This is a genomic window from Pseudophaeobacter sp. EL27 (assembly GCF_900313025.1).
GTDB lineage: Bacteria > Pseudomonadota > Alphaproteobacteria > Rhodobacterales > Rhodobacteraceae > Pseudophaeobacter.
This window is the reverse complement of sequence record NZ_OMPQ01000016.1, coordinates 13,344-36,935: the sequence shown is the minus strand read 5'-3', so window position 1 is coordinate 36,935 and position 23,592 is coordinate 13,344. Positions and strand designations below refer to the sequence as shown.

The 23,592-nt window shown below is 57.1% G+C and carries 19 protein-coding genes and 1 pseudogene; 11 read left to right on the top strand and 9 right to left on the bottom strand.

Annotated elements, in window-relative coordinates; genetic code table 11:
* Positions 1-33 precede the first annotated feature (33 nt).
* Both ED661_RS21480 and ED661_RS21475 read left to right on the top strand, forming a co-directional pair.
* Positions 34-1,275: a lytic murein transglycosylase gene (locus ED661_RS21480; RefSeq protein WP_122077206.1), complete on the top strand. Its 1,242-nt coding sequence runs from the start codon at positions 34-36 to the stop codon at positions 1,273-1,275.
* 147 nt (positions 1,276-1,422) lie between these two features.
* On the top strand, positions 1,423-2,436 hold the full coding sequence (locus ED661_RS21475) for an NAD-dependent epimerase/dehydratase family protein (RefSeq protein ID WP_122077203.1): 1,014 nt from the start codon (positions 1,423-1,425) through the stop codon (positions 2,434-2,436).
* Between the two features lie 18 nt (positions 2,437-2,454).
* Here the strand turns inward: ED661_RS21475 and ED661_RS21470 are convergent, their stop codons facing one another.
* Positions 2,455-3,522, bottom strand: a complete 1,068-nt coding sequence (locus tag ED661_RS21470; RefSeq protein ID WP_122077200.1) for a ParB N-terminal domain-containing protein — start codon at positions 3,520-3,522, stop codon at positions 2,455-2,457.
* Positions 3,515-4,900 (bottom strand): AAA family ATPase, encoded by a 1,386-nt coding sequence (locus ED661_RS21465; protein ID WP_122077198.1) that lies wholly within the window; start codon positions 4,898-4,900, stop codon positions 3,515-3,517. The genes ED661_RS21470 and ED661_RS21465 overlap by 8 nt, the downstream gene beginning before the upstream one ends.
* 598 nt (positions 4,901-5,498) lie before the next feature.
* Between ED661_RS21465 and ED661_RS21455 the strand changes: the two genes are divergently transcribed.
* Positions 5,499-6,761: a replication initiation protein gene (locus tag ED661_RS21455; protein ID WP_122077193.1), complete on the top strand. Its 1,263-nt coding sequence runs from the start codon at positions 5,499-5,501 to the stop codon at positions 6,759-6,761.
* A 5-nt stretch (positions 6,762-6,766) separates the two neighbouring features.
* Entirely contained in the window at positions 6,767-7,270 is a 504-nt protein-coding gene (locus ED661_RS21450) for a hypothetical protein (protein WP_122077191.1), read from the top strand.
* Between the two features lie 338 nt (positions 7,271-7,608).
* On the opposite strand, the gene ED661_RS21445 is transcribed toward ED661_RS21450, so the two are convergent.
* Positions 7,609-7,995 (bottom strand): ABC transporter substrate-binding protein, encoded by a 387-nt coding sequence (locus ED661_RS21445; RefSeq protein WP_254054917.1) that lies wholly within the window; start codon positions 7,993-7,995, stop codon positions 7,609-7,611.
* A gap of 393 nt (positions 7,996-8,388) precedes the next feature.
* Here ED661_RS21445 and ED661_RS22310 point away from each other — a divergent pair.
* Positions 8,389-8,674: pseudogene (locus ED661_RS22310) on the top strand (IS3 family transposase); the annotation flags it as partial.
* Positions 8,675-8,750: 76 nt separating this feature from the next.
* Here the strand turns inward: ED661_RS22310 and ED661_RS21435 are convergent.
* Together ED661_RS21435 and ED661_RS21430 are read right to left on the bottom strand one after the other, a co-directional pair.
* Entirely contained in the window at positions 8,751-9,257 is a 507-nt protein-coding gene (locus tag ED661_RS21435; RefSeq protein ID WP_122077186.1) for a GNAT family N-acetyltransferase, read from the bottom strand.
* Positions 9,254-9,565 carry an ETC complex I subunit gene (locus ED661_RS21430; protein WP_122077183.1) on the bottom strand — a complete coding sequence of 104 codons (312 nt, stop codon included), beginning with the start codon at positions 9,563-9,565 and terminating at the stop codon, positions 9,254-9,256. The genes ED661_RS21435 and ED661_RS21430 overlap by 4 nt, the downstream gene beginning before the upstream one ends.
* Positions 9,566-9,753: 188 nt before the next feature.
* On the opposite strand from ED661_RS21430, the gene uvrB reads away from it, so the two are divergent.
* The gene (gene uvrB / locus ED661_RS21425; RefSeq protein WP_122077180.1) at positions 9,754-11,979 is read left to right on the top strand and encodes an excinuclease ABC subunit UvrB; all 2,226 of its coding nucleotides are present in this window, start codon (positions 9,754-9,756) and stop codon (positions 11,977-11,979) included.
* A complete protein-coding gene (locus ED661_RS21420) occupies positions 11,976-12,455 on the top strand; it encodes a YdcF family protein (protein WP_122077177.1) in 480 nt (159 codons plus the stop codon). Before uvrB ends, ED661_RS21420 begins: the two co-directional genes overlap by 4 nt.
* Positions 12,456-12,459: 4 nt before the next feature.
* Here the strand turns inward: ED661_RS21420 and ED661_RS21415 are convergent, their stop codons facing one another.
* Together ED661_RS21415 and ED661_RS21410 are read right to left on the bottom strand one after the other, a co-directional pair.
* On the bottom strand, positions 12,460-12,849 hold the full coding sequence (locus ED661_RS21415) for a hypothetical protein (RefSeq protein WP_122077175.1): 390 nt from the start codon (positions 12,847-12,849) through the stop codon (positions 12,460-12,462).
* Between the two features lie 183 nt (positions 12,850-13,032).
* The gene (locus ED661_RS21410; protein ID WP_122077354.1) at positions 13,033-13,737 is read right to left on the bottom strand and encodes an SDR family oxidoreductase; all 705 of its coding nucleotides are present in this window, start codon (positions 13,735-13,737) and stop codon (positions 13,033-13,035) included.
* A 97-nt stretch (positions 13,738-13,834) separates the two neighbouring features.
* Between ED661_RS21410 and ED661_RS21405 the strand changes: the two genes are divergently transcribed.
* A complete protein-coding gene (locus ED661_RS21405; RefSeq protein ID WP_122077172.1) occupies positions 13,835-14,725 on the top strand; it encodes a LysR substrate-binding domain-containing protein in 891 nt (296 codons plus the stop codon).
* A gap of 48 nt (positions 14,726-14,773) precedes the next feature.
* Here the strand turns inward: ED661_RS21405 and ED661_RS21400 are convergent, their stop codons facing one another.
* The gene (locus ED661_RS21400; protein WP_122077169.1) at positions 14,774-15,433 is read right to left on the bottom strand and encodes a DsbA family protein; all 660 of its coding nucleotides are present in this window, start codon (positions 15,431-15,433) and stop codon (positions 14,774-14,776) included.
* A gap of 242 nt (positions 15,434-15,675) precedes the next feature.
* On the bottom strand, positions 15,676-17,520 hold the full coding sequence (locus ED661_RS21395; RefSeq protein ID WP_162930221.1) for a methyl-accepting chemotaxis protein: 1,845 nt from the start codon (positions 17,518-17,520) through the stop codon (positions 15,676-15,678).
* Positions 17,521-18,121: 601 nt separating this feature from the next.
* On the opposite strand from ED661_RS21395, the gene ED661_RS21390 reads away from it, so the two are divergent.
* From ED661_RS21390 to fdhF, 3 genes are all read left to right on the top strand, one after another.
* Positions 18,122-19,021 (top strand): LysR family transcriptional regulator, encoded by a 900-nt coding sequence (locus tag ED661_RS21390; RefSeq protein ID WP_122077166.1) that lies wholly within the window; start codon positions 18,122-18,124, stop codon positions 19,019-19,021.
* Between the two features lie 97 nt (positions 19,022-19,118).
* Positions 19,119-20,807, top strand: coding sequence for an NAD(P)H-dependent oxidoreductase subunit E (locus tag ED661_RS21385; RefSeq protein ID WP_122077348.1), 1,689 nt, complete (start codon positions 19,119-19,121; stop codon positions 20,805-20,807).
* A gap of 3 nt (positions 20,808-20,810) precedes the next feature.
* A complete protein-coding gene (gene fdhF, locus ED661_RS21380) occupies positions 20,811-23,585 on the top strand; it encodes a formate dehydrogenase subunit alpha (RefSeq protein ID WP_122077164.1) in 2,775 nt (924 codons plus the stop codon).
* Positions 23,586-23,592 lie beyond the last annotated feature (7 nt).

The window sequence follows — 23,592 nt, the reverse complement described above, 5'->3', positions numbered from 1 at the left end:
CACAGCATCCCTTTGCCCGCCGGAGCCCGCCTCATGTTCACTCGTTTTCTCGTTCTGCTAGCTGCGCTATGGCTGCTGCCCCTGCCCGCTTCGGCCCTGAACCGCGTCAAGGTCGAGCGCCAGTTTCAGGACTGGCTACAACAGGAGATCTGGCCCGATGCAAAATCTGCAGGAGTGACCCGCAAGACCTTCAAAGCTGCCTTTTCCGGCGTGACACTGAACTGGGACCTACCCGATCTGGTGCCCCCCGGCACGGCACCTCAGGTACCAAGACAGCAACGCCAGGCGGAGTTTGGTGTGCCCGCTAAGTACTTCAATCGTGGCGGGCTGGACGGGGCGGCCACCATGGGCCGCAAGATGCTGCAACGCCATGCCAGCACCCTGGCCCGTGTTGAAGCAAAAACCGGTGTTCCGGGACGTATCGCAATTGCAATCTGGGGGCGGGAAAGTGCCCATGGTCGCGCCAAAATCCCGCATAATGTGTTCCGGGTGCTGGGCACCAAGGCATTTATGAGCACCCGCGCGGATTACTTCGGTGACGAGTTGATTGCCGCGCTACAAATTGCCCAGGCGGGTCATGTCAAAGCCGCAACCATGAAAAGCAGCTGGGCCGGTGCCCTGGGGCAACCCCAATTCATGCCAAGCAATTTCCTGAAATATGCGGTTGATGGCAATGGCGACGATCGCGCGGATATCTGGGGATCAGAAGCCGACACATTGATGTCCATCGGGCATTTCCTCGCCGAACATGGTTGGCAAAAAGGACGTGACTGGGGCTTTGAGGTTGTGGTGCCCGCCGCGGTTTCCTGCAGCCTGGAAGGCCCGGATCAGGGCCGCAGTATTGCAGACTGGGAAGCCTTGGGCATTACCCGCGTCTCTGGGCGTCCCTTTCCAGCAGCAGAACGTGGGGGGCAGGGGTTTTTGATGATGCCCGCCGGGCGATATGGACCCGCCTTTATCGTCACCCCCAATTTCTACGTGCTGAAAGATTACAACAAAAGCGATCTCTACGCATTGTTTGTCGGCCATGTCGGCGACCGTATCCAATATGGCGTTGGTGATTTCACCGCGCCCTGGCAGGGATTGGACAAGCTCTACCGTTCAGACGTGGCCGCCATGCAGCGTGGGCTGGAAGCACTTGGTCATGATGTTGGCGGCGCCGATGGGCTGGTGGGCTTCAAAACCCGCCGCTCGATCGGTCGGTGGCAGGAGAGCAATGGCAAAGAGGCTCTCTGTTTTCCAGATAGTTCAATAAAATCATTGACTTCAAAGTAGCGTGATCAGCCATACCTGCCCCCTCGCGCAGGGTTTCAAGCCATGCTATAGGGACGCAAATATCAATAGGGCAGCCCAGACTGGCTGTCAGGCCTTGATGCCCCAAAGACCCCCTTTGGCATCACGAACGCAGGACAAAGACATCACATGAAACGCGTTCTGGTTACCGGCAGTGCCGGATTCATCGGCTTTCACCTCGCAAAACTGCTGCTGGATGAGGGTTTTCGTGTACATGGCTTTGACGGCATGACCGAATACTACGATGTCGCCCTGAAACAGCGCCGCCACGCCATGCTGTTGCAGCATGGCAATTTCACCGCCACCGAAGCCATGCTGGAGGATACGCAGGCCTTTGACGCTATGGCCGACGCATTTGCACCCGAGGTGATCATCCATCTCGCGGGTCAGGCTGGTGTGCGCTACAGCCTTGAAAATCCTAGATCATATCTGGAAACAAATGTGATGGGCACCTTCAATGTGATGGAGGCTGCTAAGCGTTTGAAGGTCGAACACCTGCTGATGGCCTCTTCCTCCTCTGTCTATGGCGGCAATGATGTGATGCCCTTTACCGAGCTGGACCGCACCGATGCGCCACTCACCATCTATGCCGCCAGCAAAAAGGCAAACGAGAGCATGGGCCATTCCTACGCGCATCTCTGGGATCTGCCGACAACCATGTTCCGGTTCTTTACCGTTTATGGCCCCTGGGGCCGCCCGGACCTGGCCTTTTACAAATTTGCCGATGCCATCCTGGAAGAGCGCCCCATCGATATCTATAACCATGGTGAGATGTATCGCGATTTCACCTATGTCGATGATCTGGTGCGCGGCATCCGCCTGCTGATCGGCGTGGTGCCTGAGCGCCCCGCGAGCAAGGATGAGATCGAGGAAGGCGACAGCCTCTCCCCTGTTGCGCCTTACCGAGTGGTCAATATCGGCAATTCAGAGAAAGTCCGCCTGCTGGATTTCATAGACGCAATTGAAACAAGCATCGGCAAGAAAGCGATCCGCAACTACATGGAGATGCAGATCGGCGATGTGCCCGCCACCTGGGCCGATGCAACACTGTTGAAGAAATTGACCGGCTATCAGCCACAGACAAATTTCCGCGATGGAATTGACCGTTTTGTCACCTGGTTCCGGGACTACTACCAGAAATAGCAGCCCCGGCCCAAGGGCTTAACCGATTTGGCGGGCGATCATCTTCAGGATCTGCTCAGCAGTATCAGCATTGATCACCCTGCCCTTCAGCTCGATCCGCAGTCCATCTGAGGACACTTCGGCGCTCAATGCGCCACCCTTGGGCAGATCCCGGCTCGCAATTCGGGTGATCTCCTGCGGGCGTCCCCCACGTGATTTGTCACGCGTGACGGTGCTGGCCCCCATCACTGCTTTTTGCAGCAGGCCCCATTCTGATTTGGCATCCTCCGGCGTGGCCCCGGCGAGAGCCTCACGCAGCTGACCTTGATAACCATCGCGGAGCGCCGTTGCCAGCGCCAGCCCGGCTTTCTCGGTCAGCCCGGTCGGAAACTGAAGCAAATCCCCCAGGGCTTCGTGCACCTTGGCAAAGCTGCGTACTTTGGAGCGTTTGGCCTTGGAGGCCGCTCCAAAAAGCGCATCAACCGCAGCTTCAACCGTGGGAAAAACCCCCTGCCCTGCGGCCAATACTGCGATACGGCCACGCTCATAATGGCTCAGGTTGGCGCGCACCTCGTTTTCTTCAACCATCGAGACATAGGCCGCCTGACCCGCACCAGCCTCGCGCACAAAGGCAGGGATCTGAGCAAAGCTTTCTGACTCAGCCACCAACGCGCGGTAGGCTTGCAGGCGGCGAAAGCCCGAAATCAACCCGTAGCCCGCGTCCGTCCTGGCAACCTCAATGGGCGCGCGTAGCCCGTTCTGCGTGATCGAGGCCTGCAACTCCGCCATGGCCTCGGCGTCCTCAATCAGACGGTCGCGGCGGATGAAGTCCTGATCGATATCAGCAATTGCCAGCATCTGAACAACCAGGCCGTCCTGCTCGGCTTCACGCCAGCGGGCAGCGTCACCCTGATCACGGGCCAAAGCCACGCGATCCGTTACCCCCGTCATACTGTTCAGGCTGGCCGTCTCACCCGCGACCTGAGCGATGGGCGGAACCACTGATTTGGTCTCAAACGGATTGGCCGAGGGTTTCGCGGCGAAACCTTCCTCCAGCTCCTCGAGCGCGCTGACATCCGGGGCGATCAATCTTCTGCGTTTAGCCATTGTCTTCATCTCCCATATTTGCGTCGCGCCACCAGCAGCCGATCAGTAGTTCCTTGAATTCCGCATAGGTGCGATCAAAGGTCTCCCGCCCCCGCACATAGGTGTCGCGGTTGAAGTCGCGGTAATCGGCTTCATAGATGCCATTGACCTGCTCGCCGGCCTGGCCAACCAAGGCGGTATAGTCCTGCCGATAGGCGTTCATGAAATCGCCAAAATAGGCCTGGATCACATTGGCCATATCGGTCTGCTGGCTGGCGTCAAACCGCGTGACGATGGCCCGCACTACATCCCATTCAAACTTGATTTCCGGTAAACCCGCCGCGCGCTGTGCAGCGTTTTCACCATCCTCAATGGAGGCGAAAGTGGTGTAGAGCATGTCAAAAAAGCGCCCTGTAGAGTCGAATTCCAAATAGGATGCCCCCAAAGGCACCAAAAGAATATCGGCGGCAGCCAGCGCATTGATGGTCAGATAGCCAAGCGCCGGGGGGGTATCGAGAAAGACCACATCATATTGATCGAGGATGTTCTCATCCTCCAGAAAGTTGGTCAGCCCGTCCCACAACGGCCAGCTACGCAGCCCCATGCGCCAAACCGGGATCTGAAACTCTGCCCAGTAGAGATTGAGCTGCGCCCCGATGATATCGATATTGGGCCAGTGGGTTTTCTGAATGACGTCTTCTGGTGTTGTCTTCAGCGCCTCTTGCAGTGTTTCATCAAGGGGGATCTCTGGCTGGCCAGCAGCTGCGCGAACCTGGTTCTCAGCCGTCACCGCCTTGGCGTAATCTTTCGCCACCAATGGGAAAACGGTCTGCCATTCATCCGCAACCTTCCCCCCCATGATCGAGGTCATCGAGCCCTGGCTGTCGAGATCAATCACCAGTACCTTGTAACCATCTAGCGCCGCCGACATGGCCAGATGTGCCGCCGTCGAGGTCTTGCCGACGCCGCCTTTGAAATTGGCCACCGAGACCACTTTGGCTGGTAGACCCTTTGGTCGGTAGGGGACATATTCCTTGGTGCTGACTCCCTCGCTGTCAAAGTGTTGCCGTAGAGCGAGGACCTCTTCCAGAGTAAACCACTTTGAACCCCCTTCGCCTTCGCCTTGAGGCAGATCAGGGTTGGCTTTTAGAACACGTCGCAAATGGGCGGGTGCAACGGGGATCAGGTACTTGGTGATCTCCCAAGTGGAAAACTTGCGAAGCCGTTTCTGTCCATCCGGCGCATAGCCACGCCGCGCAAGATCTTCCCGTCCCTTTGCACAAAAGGCTGCCGCCTTGGCAAAACGCGCAGTCCCTATAGGATCGGGCAGCTTCTTAGCGGCGGCCTTGGGGTCCAGATTGAGATAGGGGGGCAGGGGAGGTGAGGTGGGTTTGCTCATATCGTTGCCTCATATCATGTATGCCTGTTTGGCGTATGTCTGGCAAACTAGCGGACATCTTGCAATCATTCCAGGATGGATAGTTGGCATTTGTTGAATCGTAACAAATTCGGCAAGTTTCGCGACGAAACCCTATGAAATCAGAATCTTAGGCACAACATAGGTTTAGGTATTTTAGTATATTTAAAGTATTTGCTTCAGATAAACGATTTAATTTCATCTAGTTAGATGATGATGGGTGCCGGAAAGCAGGATGAAAGGTACCAATATACGGGTTTCAGGGCACCAAGAAGCGGGTTTTAGGGGTGCCTGTTTCGGGATTAAGGGAACCGATTCTCAGGATGGCGCTAGAGCCTATATTAGGCTCTTCAGTGGCATGTTAGGCCCTAAACTGACTCAGTTGCGGGCCAGAGTTGATTGGTCCTATATGGCGAAACTCTGAGACCTGCGAGTCGCGCCTTGATCCGCGGTGGATATGATTTTTCCAAGCCTCTCCTGTATACGGGTACCTTTGGGAATTTGTTCAGGAACCTAACAGCGATTGATCGTTGGGTACCTTATATGACATGATGTCAAAAAAATCGAGCGGGCAAATGGCATGAGTGATTCCCAGATCGACATGGATTCCCTATCCGGCGCGTTGCGGCGCGAAACGGTAAAAAAGAATGTGGCGGCGATTCATATCAGCGGCAAGCTCAGCCTGTTGCAGCGCAAGCTGTCCAATGTGCTGCTGCTCAATGCCTATGACGCACTGACCACCGCGCAGAGCCACACGATAGACGCGCGCACACTTGCAACGATCGTTGGCTACAATTCCAATGATTTTGACACTCTGCGCGCCAGTCTGCGGGCCTTGGCGGAAACCGTGGCGGAATGGGATATGCTGGATGAAAAGGGGCGACAGGAATGGGGGGTCTCCTCCCTGTTGTCCTTTGCCAAGCTGAAGAACGGTGTTTGCGAATATGCCTATTCACCGGCCTTGGCGCAGAAGCTGCATGATCCCAAAATCTACGCATTGATCAATGTTCACATCCAACGCAATTTCAGTTCAGGCCATGGGCTGGCGCTCTATGAGAATTGCTACCGATTTGTGCGCACCCGTTCGACCGGGTGGTGGAGTCTTGAGACCTTTCGCAAGTTGATGGGCGTTGATGGCTCCAGCTATTATGAAAGCTTCAAGCACCTGAACGCCAAGATCATCAAACCTGCGGTGGCAGAGGTGAACAAGAGTTCCGACATCATCATCACACCGGAGTTTCAGAAAAAGGGCAGGGCGGTCACCGAGATCCGATTCCTGATCAAATCCAATCCGCAGATGGCGATGTTCCAAATTGATGACAGTGACGGGATGCGCAACCTGGCCACTTATAAGGCGCTGCGGGGGCAGGGGGTCTCTGACCGCCTGGCGCGGCAATGGATCACCGAACACGGCGAGGACTATGTGAAGCAAAAACTGTCGCTGATGGAAGAACAGGCCCAGGTCAAAAGTTCGGTTGGCTATCTGTCAGCGGCTTTGCGGGATGACTATCAACCGCAGAAACCCGCAGCGAAAGCGGAACCCAGCCCCGAGGCGATTGAGGCGGCACGGTTGCGAAATCTTGATCGTGCCAAAGAGGAGGCGGATTACGCGGCGCGTCAGGCTGAGAGGGTAGGGCGGGCGCGGCAGCTCGATTTGGTGGAGGAGCTGGTTTCGCGACGAAACCCCACCCAACGGGATGCGGATCGACAGTTGTTCATGGCCGGTCTTGAAGATGATCTGGAGCGTGAGAACTTTCGCGCCCATGGCTGGCGATCGGCATTAAATGCCAGCGCGATCATCGCCTTTTGGCAAGAGTTGGAGCCGGGGGCATTTGAGGAGTGACGGAGATGGGCGATAGGTTGATTGATGTCTCGGACCGGATGCAGCAGGGCTACAGCTATCGTTTGACGGCGAATGAGGGGGCAGACTTCGATGTCAGCTTCACCCCGTTTTATACGCCATCAGAGATGTTGGCGCTGGGGGTCTTTGAAGGCAAATACCTCAACGACTGTCGTCGAGAGTTTCCGAGCCATTGGTTTTCCGAGGCCAAACTGTCAGATACCGCTGATGTGACGAAGAACTATTTTGGCATCAAAAGCCGCCAACCCTTGGGCCATTGGCAAGAAAAGGGCTGGATCTACGGGCCTGACCCGCGGGGATGGTTTCAGTGGTATTGCCGCTATTACCTGGGGCGCCGTCTGGTCGAAGTGGATCAAATCCAGATAAAACGGTGGCGTGGGTTTGCCCGACATGCAGGTCAGATCCGTGCCAATTGCTATCCCGGAGATATCCTGTGCCGTCCACGTCAGCGGCAGGCACTGTTGCAATGGGCCTATGACCCTTTCATCTGATCACGGTGGCTTGGGGTGGCCTTTGACGAAGGCGGGTGTTTCTCTTGCCCGCTGCCGCGGCATGGTATTTGCGTAGTCAAAGTTTCAACCAAGCCGAGAAAACTTAAACAGATCCGCCTCAAGAACAGAACCTTAAGCCGAGGTAGGGGGGGCGAATCCCTTAGCGCCAGAGGCGAGGGGCGGATTGTTGCAGGGATGTAAATCTCTCCATTTTTGAAATTTGGGTAGCGGGTTTTGGCCGATTTACCTGAAATGACCTGCCGCCCGAGGTGATTTGTCATGTTCTCTCTCGTTGCTAGACGTGGTAGAAAGGGACAAAGTTTTTGTTGGAGATTGTTTTATGACATTCCGTAGAGAGACGAATAAAAGTAGGGGATATTGGCTTTTCGAAAGATCGGCCGAATAGCTTCGCGCGATGAGCTGGTCAGACCTGCAAACATGGCGGAAATGCCGTCCCGCAGTACGGCCGTATTGGCGTATTGAGTATATTTGCTCAGCTCTGACTGGGAGTCATAACTGACGATCTCGATCTCCTGGCCGAGCACGCCACCAGCCGCATTGATGTTCTCAACTGCAAGTTCCAGCGCATTCCCTTGCTGTATACCGTAAATTTTCAACCCGCCAGTTAGGTCAAAAATCGCGCCGATCTTAACTTCGGCGCTGACTCCGCCAGCTGCAAGGGCAGCGGCAATCGCGATGGAGCTGGCTTTCAGAACTTTATTCACTTGGACGTCCTCCCTTATTCAAGAAGCAGGCAAAACATCCGAATTTAAGAGGGGTCGATTTTGACACGAGCATACACAGAAGAACGAATGTTCAGCTACAATGCTTGAAGATGTCACGTGCTTCGTTGCACATCCAAAGTCTATGCGCCGTTTCTCCTTGAGAGAACGTGTTCTGATCGTTTCATTTAACTAATAGATAACGCATATAAATACAGGCTTCAGGGATCCAGGTTCGCGCCTCAATCGCTACATAAGTCGTAGTGTTAATTCCAAAAACTACGGTATGTCCGCTTCTCGGAAGTTGTTGATCTTGATCCTTTCCAGTTTGAGATCACCAATGCTGCAGCGGCTATAGAAGCGCGATCTTGCAATGCGGGCATCGAAGATGGCTATCGCGGGTCACAATGCTGCATTCATGGCTACCGGGAAACCCTGTGTCAACATGGGGTCAAAGCATCCATGTGCGGCAAAGTGAGTTGTTGCGGAAACGTTGCCGTCGACAGGTTCATCAAGGTCATCAAGGTCATCAAGGTCGAACGGACCGGGCGGCGGTCACGGGAAACGAGATGGCAAGCTGAAATGGCGATCTTTGAGTATATCAACGGCGTCTACAATCCGCGCTGCCGTCACTCAGCACTGGTCTGGGAAAGTCCTGTCTTTCAAGCGGAAGACGGCTTAAACAAGCATTAGCGGCGGCACGAAAGTGACAGATCCAAGTGGAGAGGGCGCTGCGGTCAGCGAGCACCCTATGGCGGTCAAGAGGCGGATGTCAGCGGGAGTCGCATGAAGACGCTCAGCGGATCTTCTTTGTAACCATCAAAAGGGGCGCAATAGCTATAGCCGAGGCGCTCATAAAGAGCGCGGGCTGCGTCATAGCCGGGGCAAAGCGGTGACCCGGTTTCCAGCACCAGGGCAGTAAAACCATCTGCTCTGGCCGTGTTGGCGAGATGATCCATCAGATGCCGGGCGAGGCCCTGACCGCGCGCCTGCTCGCTGACAAACACGGATTTTACTTCGGCGCTGCCATCACTCAGCGTTTTGATAGCGCCGCAGCCCAAAGGGACATCTTGTGAAGAGTTACCTGTCCGGTAAGCCGCATAAAAACGCACATCCTTTTGGGCGAGCTCCGCAGCCCCAAAGGTATGATCGCTTTCCGCAGCAGTTTCGGCGGCGCCGTGGCTTTGATTGCCCTCAATCAGCGGCGCGACTGAGGGGCAGGTGGGGTCAGCGCGGCGGATCTCTATCGCAGAGACTTGGTTCAATGGGTCCAGGGCACGCGGCGGTTGGTGGCGAAGTTTTCACCATAGCCACCATTGCGGATATTGGCCTTGCGCGCCTTTGGCTCGACCACTTCGGCCTCGATACCATGGTCCTGCGCATATTCCAGCGCTGCCTCTTTGCTGTCAAACCGCAGACGCACCTGACTTTGGGTATCGGAAGAGGAGGTCCAGCCCATCAGAGGATCAACTTCACGAGCGCTTGCCTGCGCATAGTCCAGAACCCATTTTCGGGTCTTGGCCATTCCGGATGTCATGGCGTTTCGGGCTGGCCGGTAAATCCGCGCTCGCATGGGGGCTCTCCTCGTGACTCGACTTGGGTCATATATGCGCTGAATAGCCCTTTGCCACAAGGTGACAAATCCGGCGTATTCAACAGGTTTTGCAGCACTGCAACAGGCCGGGTCCAAGAATTGCGTCGAATGCCCCTTGAACAAGAACAAAAACAGACCAAAATCAGCACGACTCACAGGAGAGCCGGATGCCCTACGCCCATTCAGACAAATCCGCCGCCAAGATGCCAGAACAGCAGTCTGAGCACATGGTTGAGCGCGACGCCGTGCAGCGCCCTAAGCTGGAGGGCGGCAAGGAATTTGTCATGCATACGGAGTTTTCGCCAGCTGGCGATCAGCCCACGGCAATTGCGGAACTGAGCGCGGGCGTGAAGGAAGGGGAGCGCAATCAGGTGCTGTTGGGCGCCACCGGCACCGGCAAGACATTCACCATGGCCAAGGTGATTGCCGAAACCCAGCGTCCGGCGATTATTCTGGCGCCAAACAAGACCCTGGCCGCGCAGCTCTATGGGGAGTTCAAAGGCTTCTTTCCGGACAATGCGGTCGAGTATTTTGTCTCCTTCTATGACTATTACCAGCCAGAGGCCTATGTGGCGCGCTCGGATACCTTCATCGAGAAGGAAAGCCAGATCAACGAGCAGATCGACCGGATGCGCCACTCGGCGACGCGGGCTCTGCTGGAACGTGACGATGTGATTATCATCGCCTCGGTGAGCTGTATTTACGGTATTGGGTCTGTTGAGACCTATTCGGCGATGACCCAGGATTTGAAAGTCGGCGAAGAATACGACCAGCGTCAGGTGATGGCGGATCTGGTGGCGCAGCAGTACAAGCGCAACGATCAGGCCTTTCAGCGTGGCTCGTTTCGGGTACGCGGTGACACGCTGGAGATCTTTCCGGCCCACTTGGAAGATCGCGCTTGGAAGCTGTCCTTCTTTGGCGAGGAACTGGAAGCCATCACCGAGTTTGACCCGCTGACAGGTGAGCGCACCGGCGCTTTTGAGCAGATCCGGGTCTATGCAAACTCTCACTATGTGACGCCAAAACCGACACTCAATCAGGCGGTTATCTCGATCAAGCAGGAGCTGAAGCGGCGCCTGGATCAATTCAATGGCGAGGGTAAACTGCTGGAGGCGCAGCGCTTGGAGCAGCGTTGCAACTTTGATATCGAGATGCTGGAGGCCACCGGCCATTGCAACGGCATCGAGAACTATTCACGCTATCTGACCGGGCGCGGCCCCGGCGAGCCGCCGCCAACCCTGTTTGAATTCATCCCCGACAATGCCATTGTCTTTGCCGATGAAAGCCATGTCTCGGTGCCGCAGATTGGCGGCATGTACAAAGGTGACTTTCGGCGCAAATCGACCCTGGCAGAACATGGTTTCCGTCTGCCCTCCTGTATGGACAACCGGCCGCTCAAATTCGAGGAATGGGATGCCATGCGGCCGCAATCGGTCTTTGTTTCGGCAACCCCTGCCGCCTGGGAGATGGATCAGGCGGGCGGTGTGTTCACCGAACAGGTGATCCGCCCCACAGGCCTGCTGGAGCCCGAGATCGAGATCCGCCCGGTCAAAATGCAGGTGGATGATCTGCTGGATGAGGTGCGCAAAGTCACTGAAAACGGCATGCGTACGCTGGTTACCACGCTGACCAAACGTATGGCGGAGGATCTGACCGAATACCTGCACGAACAGGGCATCAAGGTGCGCTATATGCACTCGGACATCGACACGCTGGAACGGATCGAGATCCTGCGCGACCTGCGCCTTGGTGCCTTTGATGTGCTGATTGGCATCAACTTGCTGCGCGAGGGTCTGGATATCCCCGAATGCGGGTTGGTGGCCATTCTGGACGCCGATAAAGAGGGCTTCCTGCGCTCGGAGACGTCATTGGTGCAGACCATTGGCCGCGCCGCGCGGAATGCCGAGGGCCGGGTGATCATGTATGCTGACAAGATCACCGGCTCGATGGAGCGCGCCTTGGGGGAAACCAACCGGCGCCGTGAGAAACAGATCGCCTATAACCTGGAGCATGACATTACACCCGCCACGGTGAAAAAGAACGTCGAGGATGTTCTGGCCGGGCTTTATCAAGGCGATGTGGATATGAACCGCGTCACCGCCAATATCGACAAACCGATGCATGGGGCCAATCTGGAGGCCCATCTGAACGGGCTGCGCGACGAGATGCGCAAGGCAGCCGAGAACCTGGAGTTCGAAGAGGCCGCCCGTCTGCGTGATGAGGTCAAGCGCTTGGAAGCGGTGGATCTGGCAGTCTCGGACGATCCGATGGCGCGGCAATATGCAGTGGAAAAAGCCTCTGAGGCGGCAGTGAAATCGCGGGGTCGCTCCAGCGCGGGCAAGGCGGGTACGCGGGCATACCGGGGCAAGTCGCAAAAGAAGTTTGGCGGGTGAGCGTTGCCGTTGTTTTGGGGGCAGCTGTCTGGCCAGGGGGGCAGCCCTCACCGACGCTGAGGCGGCGCAGCCTGCATGCGGCGGAACTGTTTCGTCAGGGCAGAGTCAGCCATGTGATCTGTTGCGGCGGGCTGGGGCAACATCCTCCCAGCGAGGCAGAGGTCATGCAGCAGATTTGCCGTGAGGCCGGGGTGCCTGCGGGGGCGATTCTGCTGGAGGATAAATCCCACACCACTCATGAAAACCTTGCAAATATCCAGCCGCTGCTGGCAAAGCTGGAGCAGCCTTTCATAGTTATCGTGACAGATCGCTACCACAAATGGCGCGCCTTGCTGGTGGCGCGCCATTTGGGGTTTCTGGCTCAGGCGTCCTGCCCAGTCCAAAGCGGCACTTCTGCGTTCAGGGTTATAAAATCCTGGCTGCGGGAGGTGCCTGCCTTGATCTACTACTGGTGGCGCTTCAGACGCCGGAGCTAAAGCCCTAGCGGGTGACGGTGACACGCACATAGTCGCGGCTGCCGTTGTCATAGACCTTGACCCGCACCATGACTCCGCCTTGCACGATACCACGTCCGGCGGATCCTTCGATGTTTCCGCGTTGCACCATGCGCTCCATAATCGCACGGTTGCCCATATCCTTGAAAATGGGGTCCCATTCATCGCCGGGCTGCGAAATGCCAAAACGATGGAAATTCGCCCGATCCTGGCGCAGGATCTGCCATGGCTCGCTGAGTCGCGCCCCTTTGGAGTTGTACAGATCATCGCGCCCGATAAAGGCCACGTAATCGGCGAGCAATTCATCGGCCACAGCCAAGGGAGCGGAAAGGGCGAGTGCCGCAACGGCTCCAGCGAGCGTTTTTGCCAGTTTCATCACAAAATCCTCCTGTAAAATATAGGGTGAGTTTTGAGGAAACTTAGGGAGAGGACAAGCGGAACTTGGTGCCAATGGGTGCGACACGCAGGCCCCGTCACCCGAAGGGCAGGGCGGGACAGCACCCCGTCCCGCCCAACATGTGGGACCGCGCCAGATCGATGCGGCTGTTGTCAGACGGATTCAGACCGAGCGGGTCAAGCCACCATCCACTCGCAGGTTCTGTGCGGTCATGTATCCTCCCTGCTCCGAGGCCAGCCAGGAGATCAACGAGGAGACCTCTTCGGTGCGGCCATAACGGCCCATCGGAATGCGTGCCTTGCGGTCTTCGGTCTCGGGCAGGCTGTCGATAAAGCCGGGCAGAATGTTGTTCATGCGCAGGTTCTCGGCCCCGTATTTATCGGCAAAGAGTTTGGTGAACCCGGCCAGCCCGGCGCGGAAAATTGCGGAGGTGGGGAACAGCGGGTCGGGTTCAAAGGCGGCAAAGGTTGAGATGTTGAGGATGGTGCCGCCGCCCTGGGCCTGCATGATTGGCGCCACCAGCCGGGTCGGGCGGATCACATTCATCAGGTAGACCTCCATACCCATGTGCCAGTCGTCGTCCGAGATTTCCAGCACCGGGCCTTTGGGGCCGTGTCCTGCGGAATTCACCAAGACATCGATGCGCCCCCAGCGGGACATGGCGCCATCCACCAGCTCCTTCAGGGCTGCAGGGTCGAGGTTGGAGCCTGTGATGCCAAAGCCGCCCAATTCTTCCCCCAAAGCTTTGCCCTTGCCCGAAGAGGACAGAATGCCAACCTTGAACCCATCCGCAGCAAGGCGACGGGCTGCATCGGCGCCCATGCCGCTGCCACCTGCAGTGATAAGTGCTACTTTTTCTACAGACATTTTGATCTCCATCTTTTGCTGATTTCACTTTACCCGCCTATATGGTTGGTTCCGATTCAGAATTGATCTTCAATGGCAGGAGAAATATTATCGGCTTATGGAAGCACTCCCTCCTTTGAATGCGCTGCGGGCCTTTGAGGTCGCGGGACGATATTTGAACTTTCGCCTGGCGGCCCAGGAGATGGGGCTAACGCAGGGTGCGGTGGCGCAGCAGGTGCGCCTGCTGGAGGCGCATTTGGGCATGCCGCTGTTTGAGCGCCATGCCAAGGGGCTGGCCTTTACCAGTGCAGGCCGTGGCTACCATGCAGCGGTGGCGACCAGCTTTGACGGGCTGCGCGCGGCCACAGGGGTGCTGCGTCCAGAGCCGGAGAAAGTGCTGATCAGCGTCACGCCGGCCTTTGCGGCAAAATGGCTGATCCCCAATCTCCCCAGTTTTTCCGAGCGTCATCCTGAGATCGATCTGAGGATCATGGCCACGGAGAAGCTCTCCAGCTTTCATAGCGAAGGGATCAATCTGGCGATCCGGCAGGGGGCGCCTCCCTTTGGCGCCGCACTGGAGGCGGTCTGCCTGTTTCGGCAGGAGGTGATTGCGGTGGCCTCGCCGAATTTGACTGCTGCGGGGACTTTGCCGCTATCGGCGTCGGCTTTGGCAAAGCTGTCCAAGCTGCACGATGGTCATGATTTGTGGCCGCAGTTTCTGGCACAGATTGGGGTCGAAGAACAGAGCGGGCGAGGGCTGCGGCTTAACCAGGTCGCACTGGCCATTGATGCAGCCATTTCTGGTCAGGGGGTTGCCCTGGTGCCCCGGTTCCTTGTGGCGCGGGATCTGGAGGCCGGGACACTCTTGCAGGTCACAGATCAGGTCCTTGAGGGGGATAAGGGGTTTTATCTGCTGACAGAGCCGCGCAAGAAGCGCGGCAAGGCGGTGGAGCAGGTCCGCCATTGGCTGGTCGATATGTCCGATCAGCCAGACATCGACCGCAAATAGGCGCGCCAGATTGCCAGGCGCGCCACAAAAGTTTGATGGGCTGTCAGGTCAGGCCTGACGCATCTCTGCCAGCTGCCCCAGAATACTGGTGAAATTCTCTATGCCTTGCGCGCCGCTGACCAGATGTTTCTGATCAAAGATCACTGCGGGTACGCCCTGAATGCCCTGGCTGCGCCAAAAGCCTTGAACTTCCCGCACCGGGCCGGCAAAGCGCTGGTCCTGCAAAACCGCGAGAGCCTCGTCCCGGTCCAATCCGATCTCAGCGGCAATATCTGCCAGAACGGTGGTATCTGACAGATCGCGGTGGTGGGTGAAATGGGCCGAGAAAAGCGCCTGCTTCAGCTCATGCTTGCGGTTCTGGGTCTCGGCCCAGTGTAGCAATTGATGGGCGTCAAAGGTGTTGTGCATGCGCATTTCGGGGTCAAACCGGAAGTCAAAGCCCAGATCTGTGCCCAGTTTGGTCATCTGTGCGCGGTTCTGTTCTGATTGCTCTGGGGTGGCGCCGTATTTCTCGATGATGTGTTCGCGCAGGTTTTGCCCCTCGGCTGGCATCTCGGGATTCAGCTCAAAAGGGTGCCAGTGTAGCTCATAGGCCGTTTCAGTGGCCTCCAGGGCTGTGGCGAGCTGGCGATAGCCGATGATGCACCAGGGGCACATAACGTCAGAAACCACGTCGATACGTAGGGGGGATGGGTCTTTGGTGCTCATGCGGAGAGATCCTTTTGTGCGGCACCAGAGGATCAATTCTTGGCACCGTTATACGATACCCGCGCATCCGGTGGTCTATGCGGGGCGTTATTCCATGATCTAGATATGTAGCGCGCGCCAGACATTCCAGAGCAGTTGCGCAGGATCACTTCAATTTGAAGCCTTGCCTGTCTGTGGTTCAAACGCAAAACCGCGCCACCCTATGGCAGCGCGGTTCTGAAGCAGTGGTCCTATGGAGCGGTTTAGAAGTCGTCCCAGCCGACAGCCTTTGGAAGGGCGGATGAGCTGGGCTCGTCGGCAAAGAAGTCGTCTTCAGGTTCATGGAACTCGGCATGAGCCGCCGGGGCAGGCGCCGGAGAAGATGCGGGCGCTGCTAAGCCACCCTGGTCTTCACCAGTCTTGAAGACAGCAACCTGATTGGCCAGTTCGCTTGCATCGTTGCGCAGAACCTGGCTGGCTGCAGTGCTTTCTTCAACCATGGCGGCATTGTGCTGGGTCACGTGATCCAGTTGCGAGACGCCGGTGTTGATCTCAAGCAGAGTGGTGGATTGTTCACTGGCGCCCAGGGCAATTTCGGCCACATGATTGGAGATGGTTCCAACGCGGCTGATGATGCTTTCCAACTCGCTGCCGGCTTTGTCGACCAGATCCACACCTTTGGCCACGTGCTGCGAGCTTTCGGAGATCAGTTGCTTGATTTCCTGTGCCGCATCGGAAGACCGCTGGGCCAAGGCCCGAACTTCGGAAGCGACCACGGCAAAGCCACGTCCCGCTTCGCCTGCACGGGCGGCCTCGACCCCGGCGTTGAGCGCCAGAAGATTGGTCTGAAAGGCGATGTCGTCAATCACCGAGATGATTTGCGAAATCTGGTTTGAAGAGGTCTCGATCTCAGACATGGCATTGACCGCATCGGTCACCACCTGGCCGCTTTGCTTGGCGCCGCTTTGGGCTTGCTCCACGATGACTTCCACCTGTTTGGCGCCATCTGCTGCGGATTTCACGCTCACGGTAAGCTGCTCCATTGCGGCAGCGGTTTCTTCCAGGGTCGCCGCCTGGCTTTCGGTCCGTTGTGACAGGTCGTTGGAGGACTGGCTGATCTCTTCTGCATTGGCGCGGATCCGTGTGGTGCTTTCCACAACCGCATTCATGATCCCAACCAGAGTGTTCAGTGTGGTGTTGTAGTTGGTGCGCAGGCTTTCGTATTCGCCCTTGAAGGGGGTATTGATCACCTGTGTCAGATCGCCTTCGGACATGCTCTGCAGCGCGCGGTTCAGGCGTTCGACCACTTGTTTTTGGGCTTCTTGTGCTTTCTTGCGTTCGTCTTCTACGGCTTGAGCGGCAGTCAGCTGGGTTTTCAGATGGTCGATGGTGCGGGCAATTGCGCCCATTTCGTCGCGACGATCTACCAGGGGTACGGGCTGCGTATAGTCACCATCTGCGATCACATCGATGGATTCACCAACGGTTTTCAGCGGCCGTGACAGAATTCTGCGCAGGGCGATGACGGACAGCAGGCACATAATGACAAAGGCGGCGCCTGCAAAGATATGCGTCATCATCAGGCCTGGTGCTGCTTCGGCAAAGGCGCGTTCGGGGGACCAGATCATGGCAATCGAGCCAACAAGTACGTCTGCATTGGCACCAGCCATTGCAGGTGCGGCAATGAAGTAGCCGTCTGGGCTGGTTTCCAACAGGCCAGATTCAGCAGAGGTTGAGCCCAATTGGGTAAGTGCTTCGATATCCGCTTCACTGGCTTCCCCGGCGGAGGCGACCACTTTGCCTTTGCTGTTCACTGCAACACCAAAGAGGGCGCGCCCTTCGGAGAGTTCCAGAATCTTGGAGATGTCGGCCGAGAGGCGATTTGCGTCACCAAAGCGAATTGAGCCGCCACTTCGGGCTGCCACGGTGATTGTGACGCCATTACCGAGGGTCTGAACGCCTTTTTCAACGGCAGCTTCAAACGTCATGTCACTTCTGAGCGTCAGAGAGCCAGCCACAACCAGGGTGGTTGCAGCAATCAGCAAGCAGCACTTCATGAAGACTGACATGCCTTTGAATAGGGGAATCGAGGGAATGCGAGCTTTCATTTGTGTTCTTTCATAGCTTGGGAGCACAGGGCTGCTTTTGGGTTCAGGTCTTCTACTTCAGGGCTACGGCATCACTGCCGAGGGGCAGGGCTGCCGATGGAAATTAAACTGCAACTCAATGGCTGCACATTTCTGGTCGTTTAGATCGGCCCGTTAAAAACAGGCCATCAAAGCCTATGGGGTGAGGTTTACCGAGATCTTAACCGGCCCAAGTTGCGAAAATCAGGACGGGGCCGAGGTGGGGGAGCCCCGGGGGCTGGGGTGCCGTTCTCAACAGGTGGTTGTTGCAAATTCAGATGTGAAGCCTGCCATTAAGCTTCTGATAAAAAGTAATTTTTCTATGTATGGAAGGTAGATTTCTTTTTCCTGCAGCGTTGAGTAAGGTGCGGGATTCGCACAGAAATTAGAGACATTTGTCTGTAACTAGGGTGCTCCGTGGGCAAAAACTCGTAGATCGGATGTGACAGGTGACAACTACAGATTGAATCAATTCAAGAGATCCACCCTTTTGGAGTAGAATCGCTCTGAACCTCTGTGACCTAACGAGGAAGTTGCATCACGTTGATTGCCTCTTGTTTGCTCTCCGCCCTATGGTCGCCAAATGATAGAGCTCAGAGATCTCCAATTGTTGACGGCCCTTGCCCGGCATCAGCATTTTGCCAAGGCGGCCAAGGATTGCGGAATGTCGCAGCCGGCCTTCTCAATGCGCATTCGCAACCTCGAGGAAAAACTGGGTGTCTCCATTGTCAGGCGCGGCAACCGGTTTCAGGGGTTGACCGGCGAGGGCGAGATGATCGTGCGCCGTGCGCGTGGCATTTTGGATGATGCTAAAGCGCTGGAGCAGGAGGTGGCAGCCTCGCGTGGGGAAGTCACCGGAACACTGATGATGGGGGTGGTGCCGACAGCAACAGCGTTTGCAGCCCAGGTTGTGAACCGCCTGCACGAGGCCCATCCGCGCATATTGGTACATATTGATGTGACCACCTCCATGGCGATCCAGCAGCGTATTCTCGATGGGACTATCGATGCCGGCGTAACCTATAGCGACAGTGTCCCGCCGGGATTGGTGACGATTACCGATCTCTATGAAGAAAGCTATGTGCTGCTGGCGCCTGAGGCCATGGTGGCACATCTTAAAGATAGCATCAGCTGGCAGGGGGCTGCCGATCTACCGCTCAGCCTGCTGGAGCCGGGGATGCAGAACCGGCGTATTCTGGACCGTATTTTTGCGGGTCTGGAGCTCAAACCCGAAGTGATGTCCGAATCCAGCGGCTTTATGTCGGCAATCATTATGGCGCGCGAAGGGGCGGTTGCGACTATCCTGCCGCGCGCCCTGGCCGATGCCCTGGGGGAGATCGCGGGAACCCGCGCACTTAACCTGGTGAGCGCCGGAGAAATGGAATCGCAGGCCCGTCCAATCTGTCTCGCCTGCCTGCAACGTAACCCTGAACTGACCACAGTTGCCTCATTAAGGCGGGTAGTTGCCGCCTTTGTGCAATAAGTTTTCGTTATTGCGCATTCCGAATAAACGATTTGACGATATGATTTCCTGATGACATGAGCCGAGAAAAGGCACGTGCGAAATTTTGGAGGTCAGCGTGGCACCATTGGACAATAGCAAGGGCGTCTGGAAATCCGGCAAAGGCAAGGGGCGTAAAACCCCCAAAGGCCGTCAGCTGGACGATCAGGCGCATAGCGAGGTTCTGGCACTTATCGGTGATCAGCCCCGCAATCGGGATATGCTGATTGAATTCCTGCATCTGATTCAGGATGCCTATGGCCATCTGAGTGCCGCGCATATTCGTGCTCTGGCCGAAGAGATGCGCACGGGCCAGGCTGAGATCTTTGAGGTCGCGTCATTCTACGCCCATTTTGATGTGGTCAGAGAAGATGACACGCCGCCACCGGCGCTGACTATCCGGGTTTGTGATTCCCTGTCCTGCGAGTTGGCTGGTGCTGAGCAGTTGCAAAAGGCGCTGGAAGACGGGCTGGATGCTTCACAAGTGCGTGTGCTGCGCGCGCCCTGCATGGGCCGTTGCGATACCGCTCCGGTGCTGGAGATCGGCCACAACCACATTGACCACGCCACGGTCGAAAAGGTCGAAGCGGCGATTGCAGCTGATGATACCCATGCCCATGTCCCCGACTATGAGACCTTTGCAGCCTACGAGGCCGAGGGTGGCTATGCCGTTCTGAAAGATCTGCGTGTGGGTGGCGACTGGGAAGCGGTACAGGCCAAGATCAAAGAGGCCGGTCTGCGCGGCCTTGGTGGCGCTGGCTTCCCCTCTGGCACCAAATGGGGTTTTGTACGCGCCAATGAAGGCACGCGATATCTCGCTGTCAACGGAGATGAAGGTGAGCCCGGCACCTTCAAGGACCGCTACTACCTGGAGCGTACCCCACATATCTTCCTTGAAGGTATGCTGATGGCGGCCTGGGCGGTTGAGGCTGAAAAATGCTTCATCTACATGCGCGACGAATACCCCGCCGTGCTGAAGATCCTCGCCACTGAGATCACTGCGCTGGAACAGGCGGGCATTGTTGAGCCTGGCTATATCGACCTGCGTCGCGGCGCCGGCGCCTATATCTGCGGTGAAGAAAGCGCGATGATTGAATCCATCGAGGGCAAACGTGGCGAGCCGCGTCACCGTCCGCCTTTTGTGGCGCAGGTGGGTATCTTTGGCCGCCCGACATTGGTGCATAACGTTGAGACGCTGTATTGGGTCTGCAAGATCAACCGCGAAGGCCCTGAATGCCTGAACTCGGTTGAGAAAAACGGCCGTAAAGGCCTGCGCAGTTATTCCGTGTCTGGTCGCGTCAACAATCCCGGTGTGCATCTGTTGCCTGCCGGCTCCACCATCACCGACATCATCGAGGCCTGCGGTGGTATGTTGGAAGGTCACAGCTTCAAGGCCTACCAGCCCGGTGGCCCGTCTTCGGGTCTGCTGCCTGCCTCGATGCATGACGTGCCTTTGGATTTTGACACGCTGCAACCGCATGGCACCTTTATCGGTTCCGCGGCTGTGGTGGTTCTGTCGGATCAGGACTCTGCTCGTGATGCGGCGCTCAACATGCTGCGCTTCTTTGAGGACGAGAGCTGTGGTCAGTGTACCCCTTGCCGGGTTGGCTGCGAGAAAGCCGTCAAGCTGATGGGTGAGAAAAAGTGGGACCAGGATCTGCTGGAAGAGCTGAGTGCCGCCATGATTGACACATCAATCTGTGGTCTGGGGCAGGCGGCGCCAAACCCGATCCGTCTGACCATCAAACATTTCCCGGATGAGGTGTGAGCCATGAGCACTGAAGTAACCTTTACCCTTGATGGCGAAACCGTCACTGCCGAGGCAGGACTGACCATCTGGGAAGTCGCCAATGGTCGGGGCCTCAAGATCCCGCATCTGTGCCACAAGCCACAGCCGGGTTATCGCCCCGATGGCAACTGCCGCGCCTGCATGGTCGAGATCGAAGGCGAGCGCACCCTGGCGGCCTCCTGCATTCGCGAACCCAGCGAGGGCATGGTGGTCGTGACCAACAACGCCCGTGCCGAGAACGCGCGCAAAATGGTGATGGAACTGCTGGTTGCGGACCAGCCCAAACAGGAAGAGGCGCATGATAAGTCCTCGCATCTGTGGGATATGGCGGAGCTGAACGGGGTTTCAGAGTCGCGTTTCCCCAAGCTAGAAGAGGGCCGTATTCCGCTGCTCGATGACAGCCATGTGGCGATGTCCGTCAACCTGGACGCCTGCATCTCCTGTGGGCTTTGCGTGCGGGCCTGCCGTGAAGTTCAGGTCAATGACGTGATCGGCATGGCCGGTCGTGGTCACGATGCCTATCCGGTGTTTGATATCGCTGATGACATGGGTGCGTCCTCCTGTGTTGCGTGTGGTGAATGTGTGCAGGCCTGCCCAACTGGCGCCTTGATGCCTGCTGCTGTGCTGGACGATCAAGGTGTTGGCGATCTGAAGGACTATGATTCCGAGACCGAAAGCGTCTGCCCCTTCTGCGGTGTGGGCTGCAAGGTCAGCCTCAAGGTCAAGGACGGCAAGGTCAAACATGTCGAGGGCATCAATGGCCCCGCCAATGAGGGCCGTCTTTGTGTCAAAGGCCGCTTCGGGTTTGACTACATCCACCACCCCCACCGCCTGACCAAACCACTGATCCGTCGTGATGACGCCCCAGCCAAAGGGCTGAACGTTGATCCCGGCGATCTGGCCACCCACTTCCGCGAGGCGACCTGGGAAGAGGCGATGGAACTGGCGGGCAATGGTCTGAAAAAGCTGCGCGACGAAGATCCACGTTCGGTTGCTGGTTTTGGTTCGGCTAAATGCACCAATGAAGAGGCCTATCTCTTCCAGAAGTTCATTCGTCAGGGGTTCAAACACAATAACGTCGACCACTGTACTCGTCTGTGTCACGCTTCATCGGTGACGGCACTGATCGAAAACGTAGGCTCTGGGGCAGTGACCGCGACCTTCAACGAGATCGAAAACGCTGATGTGGCGATCATCATCGGTTCCAACCCGATCGAGAACCACCCGGTTGCGGCGACCTATTTCAAGCAGTTCACCAAACGTGGTGGCAAGCTGATCGTGATGGATCCGCGCGGTGTTGGCATGCGTCGCTACGCGACCGAAATGCTGCAGTTCCGCCCCGGCGCCGATGTCTCGATGTTGAACGCGATCATGCATGTGATCGTCGAAGAAGAGCTTTATGACGCCGAATACATCAAGCTGCGCACCGAGAACTGGGAAGCAGAGAAGGCGCATCTGAAGGACTTTACCCCTGAAAAGATGTCCGAGATCTGCGGCATCGAGCCTGAGCAGCTGCGCCGTGTTGCGCGTCTCTTTGCTAAGGCAAATGCCGGCCTGATCTTCTGGGGCATGGGGGTGTCACAACACATTCACGGTACGGATAACTCGCGCTGTCTGATCAGCCTGGCGCTGATGACTGGTAATGTCGGCAAACCCGGCGCTGGTCTGCACCCGCTGCGCGGTCAGAACAACGTCCAGGGCGCTTCGGATGCCGGTCTGGTGCCGATGTTCCTGCCTGACTATCAGACAGTGACCTCGGACGATGTGCGTCGGTCCTTTGTGGATGTCTGGGGCGGTGGTGACTTCTCTAACGAGAAGGGCCTCACCGTCACCGAGATCGTCGATCAGGCCTATGCGGGCAACATCAAGGGCATGTATATCCAGGGTGAAAACCCGGCGATGTCCGACCCCGATGCTGACCACGCCCGCGAAGCCTTTGCCAAGCTGGATCTGATGATCGTGCAGGATATCTTCTTGACGGAAACGGCGAACTTTGCCGATATCATCCTGCCGGCCTCTGCGCTTTATGAAAAGAACGGCACAGTTTCCAATACCAACCGTCAGGTTCAGCGGGTCCGTCCTGCTGTCGCCCCTCCCGGCGAGGCGCGCGAAGATTGGCAGGTCACTGTCGAGCTGGCACAGCGCATCGGCCTGCCCTGGGACTACAAGGATGTCTCTGAGGTCTTTGCCGAGATGAAGCTCAACATGAAGTCGTTGAATAACATCACCTGGGATCGTCTGGAAACCGAAACCATCACCTATCCGTCGCTGCACGAGACCGATCCCGGTCAGGCGATCGTGTTCGGCGATGGCTTCCCACGGGCCGAGGGGCGTGCCCGGTTCACCCCGGCAAGTGTGATCGCCCCGGATGAGGCACCGGATGCGGAATATCCGATGATCATGACCACGGGCCGTCAGTTGGAGCACTGGCACACCGGGTCAATGACACGGCGGTCGTTGGTCTTGGATGCGGTTGAACCCGAGGCAAACTGCTCAATGCACCCCAAGACCCTGCGGGCAATGGGCGTCGAGCCGGGCGAGATGGTGCGTCTGTCGACCCGACGTGGCTCAATCGAGATCATGGCCCGTGCGGATCGCGCGATCGCCGAAGATATGGTCTTTGTCCCCTTCGCCTATGTCGAAGCTGCAGCCAATATCCTGACCAACCCGGCGCTGGATCCTTACGGGAAAATCCCAGAGTTCAAATTTGCTGCCGTCAAAGTCGAGAAGGCCGATAGCCAGATGGCCGCAGAGTAGCCTTCTG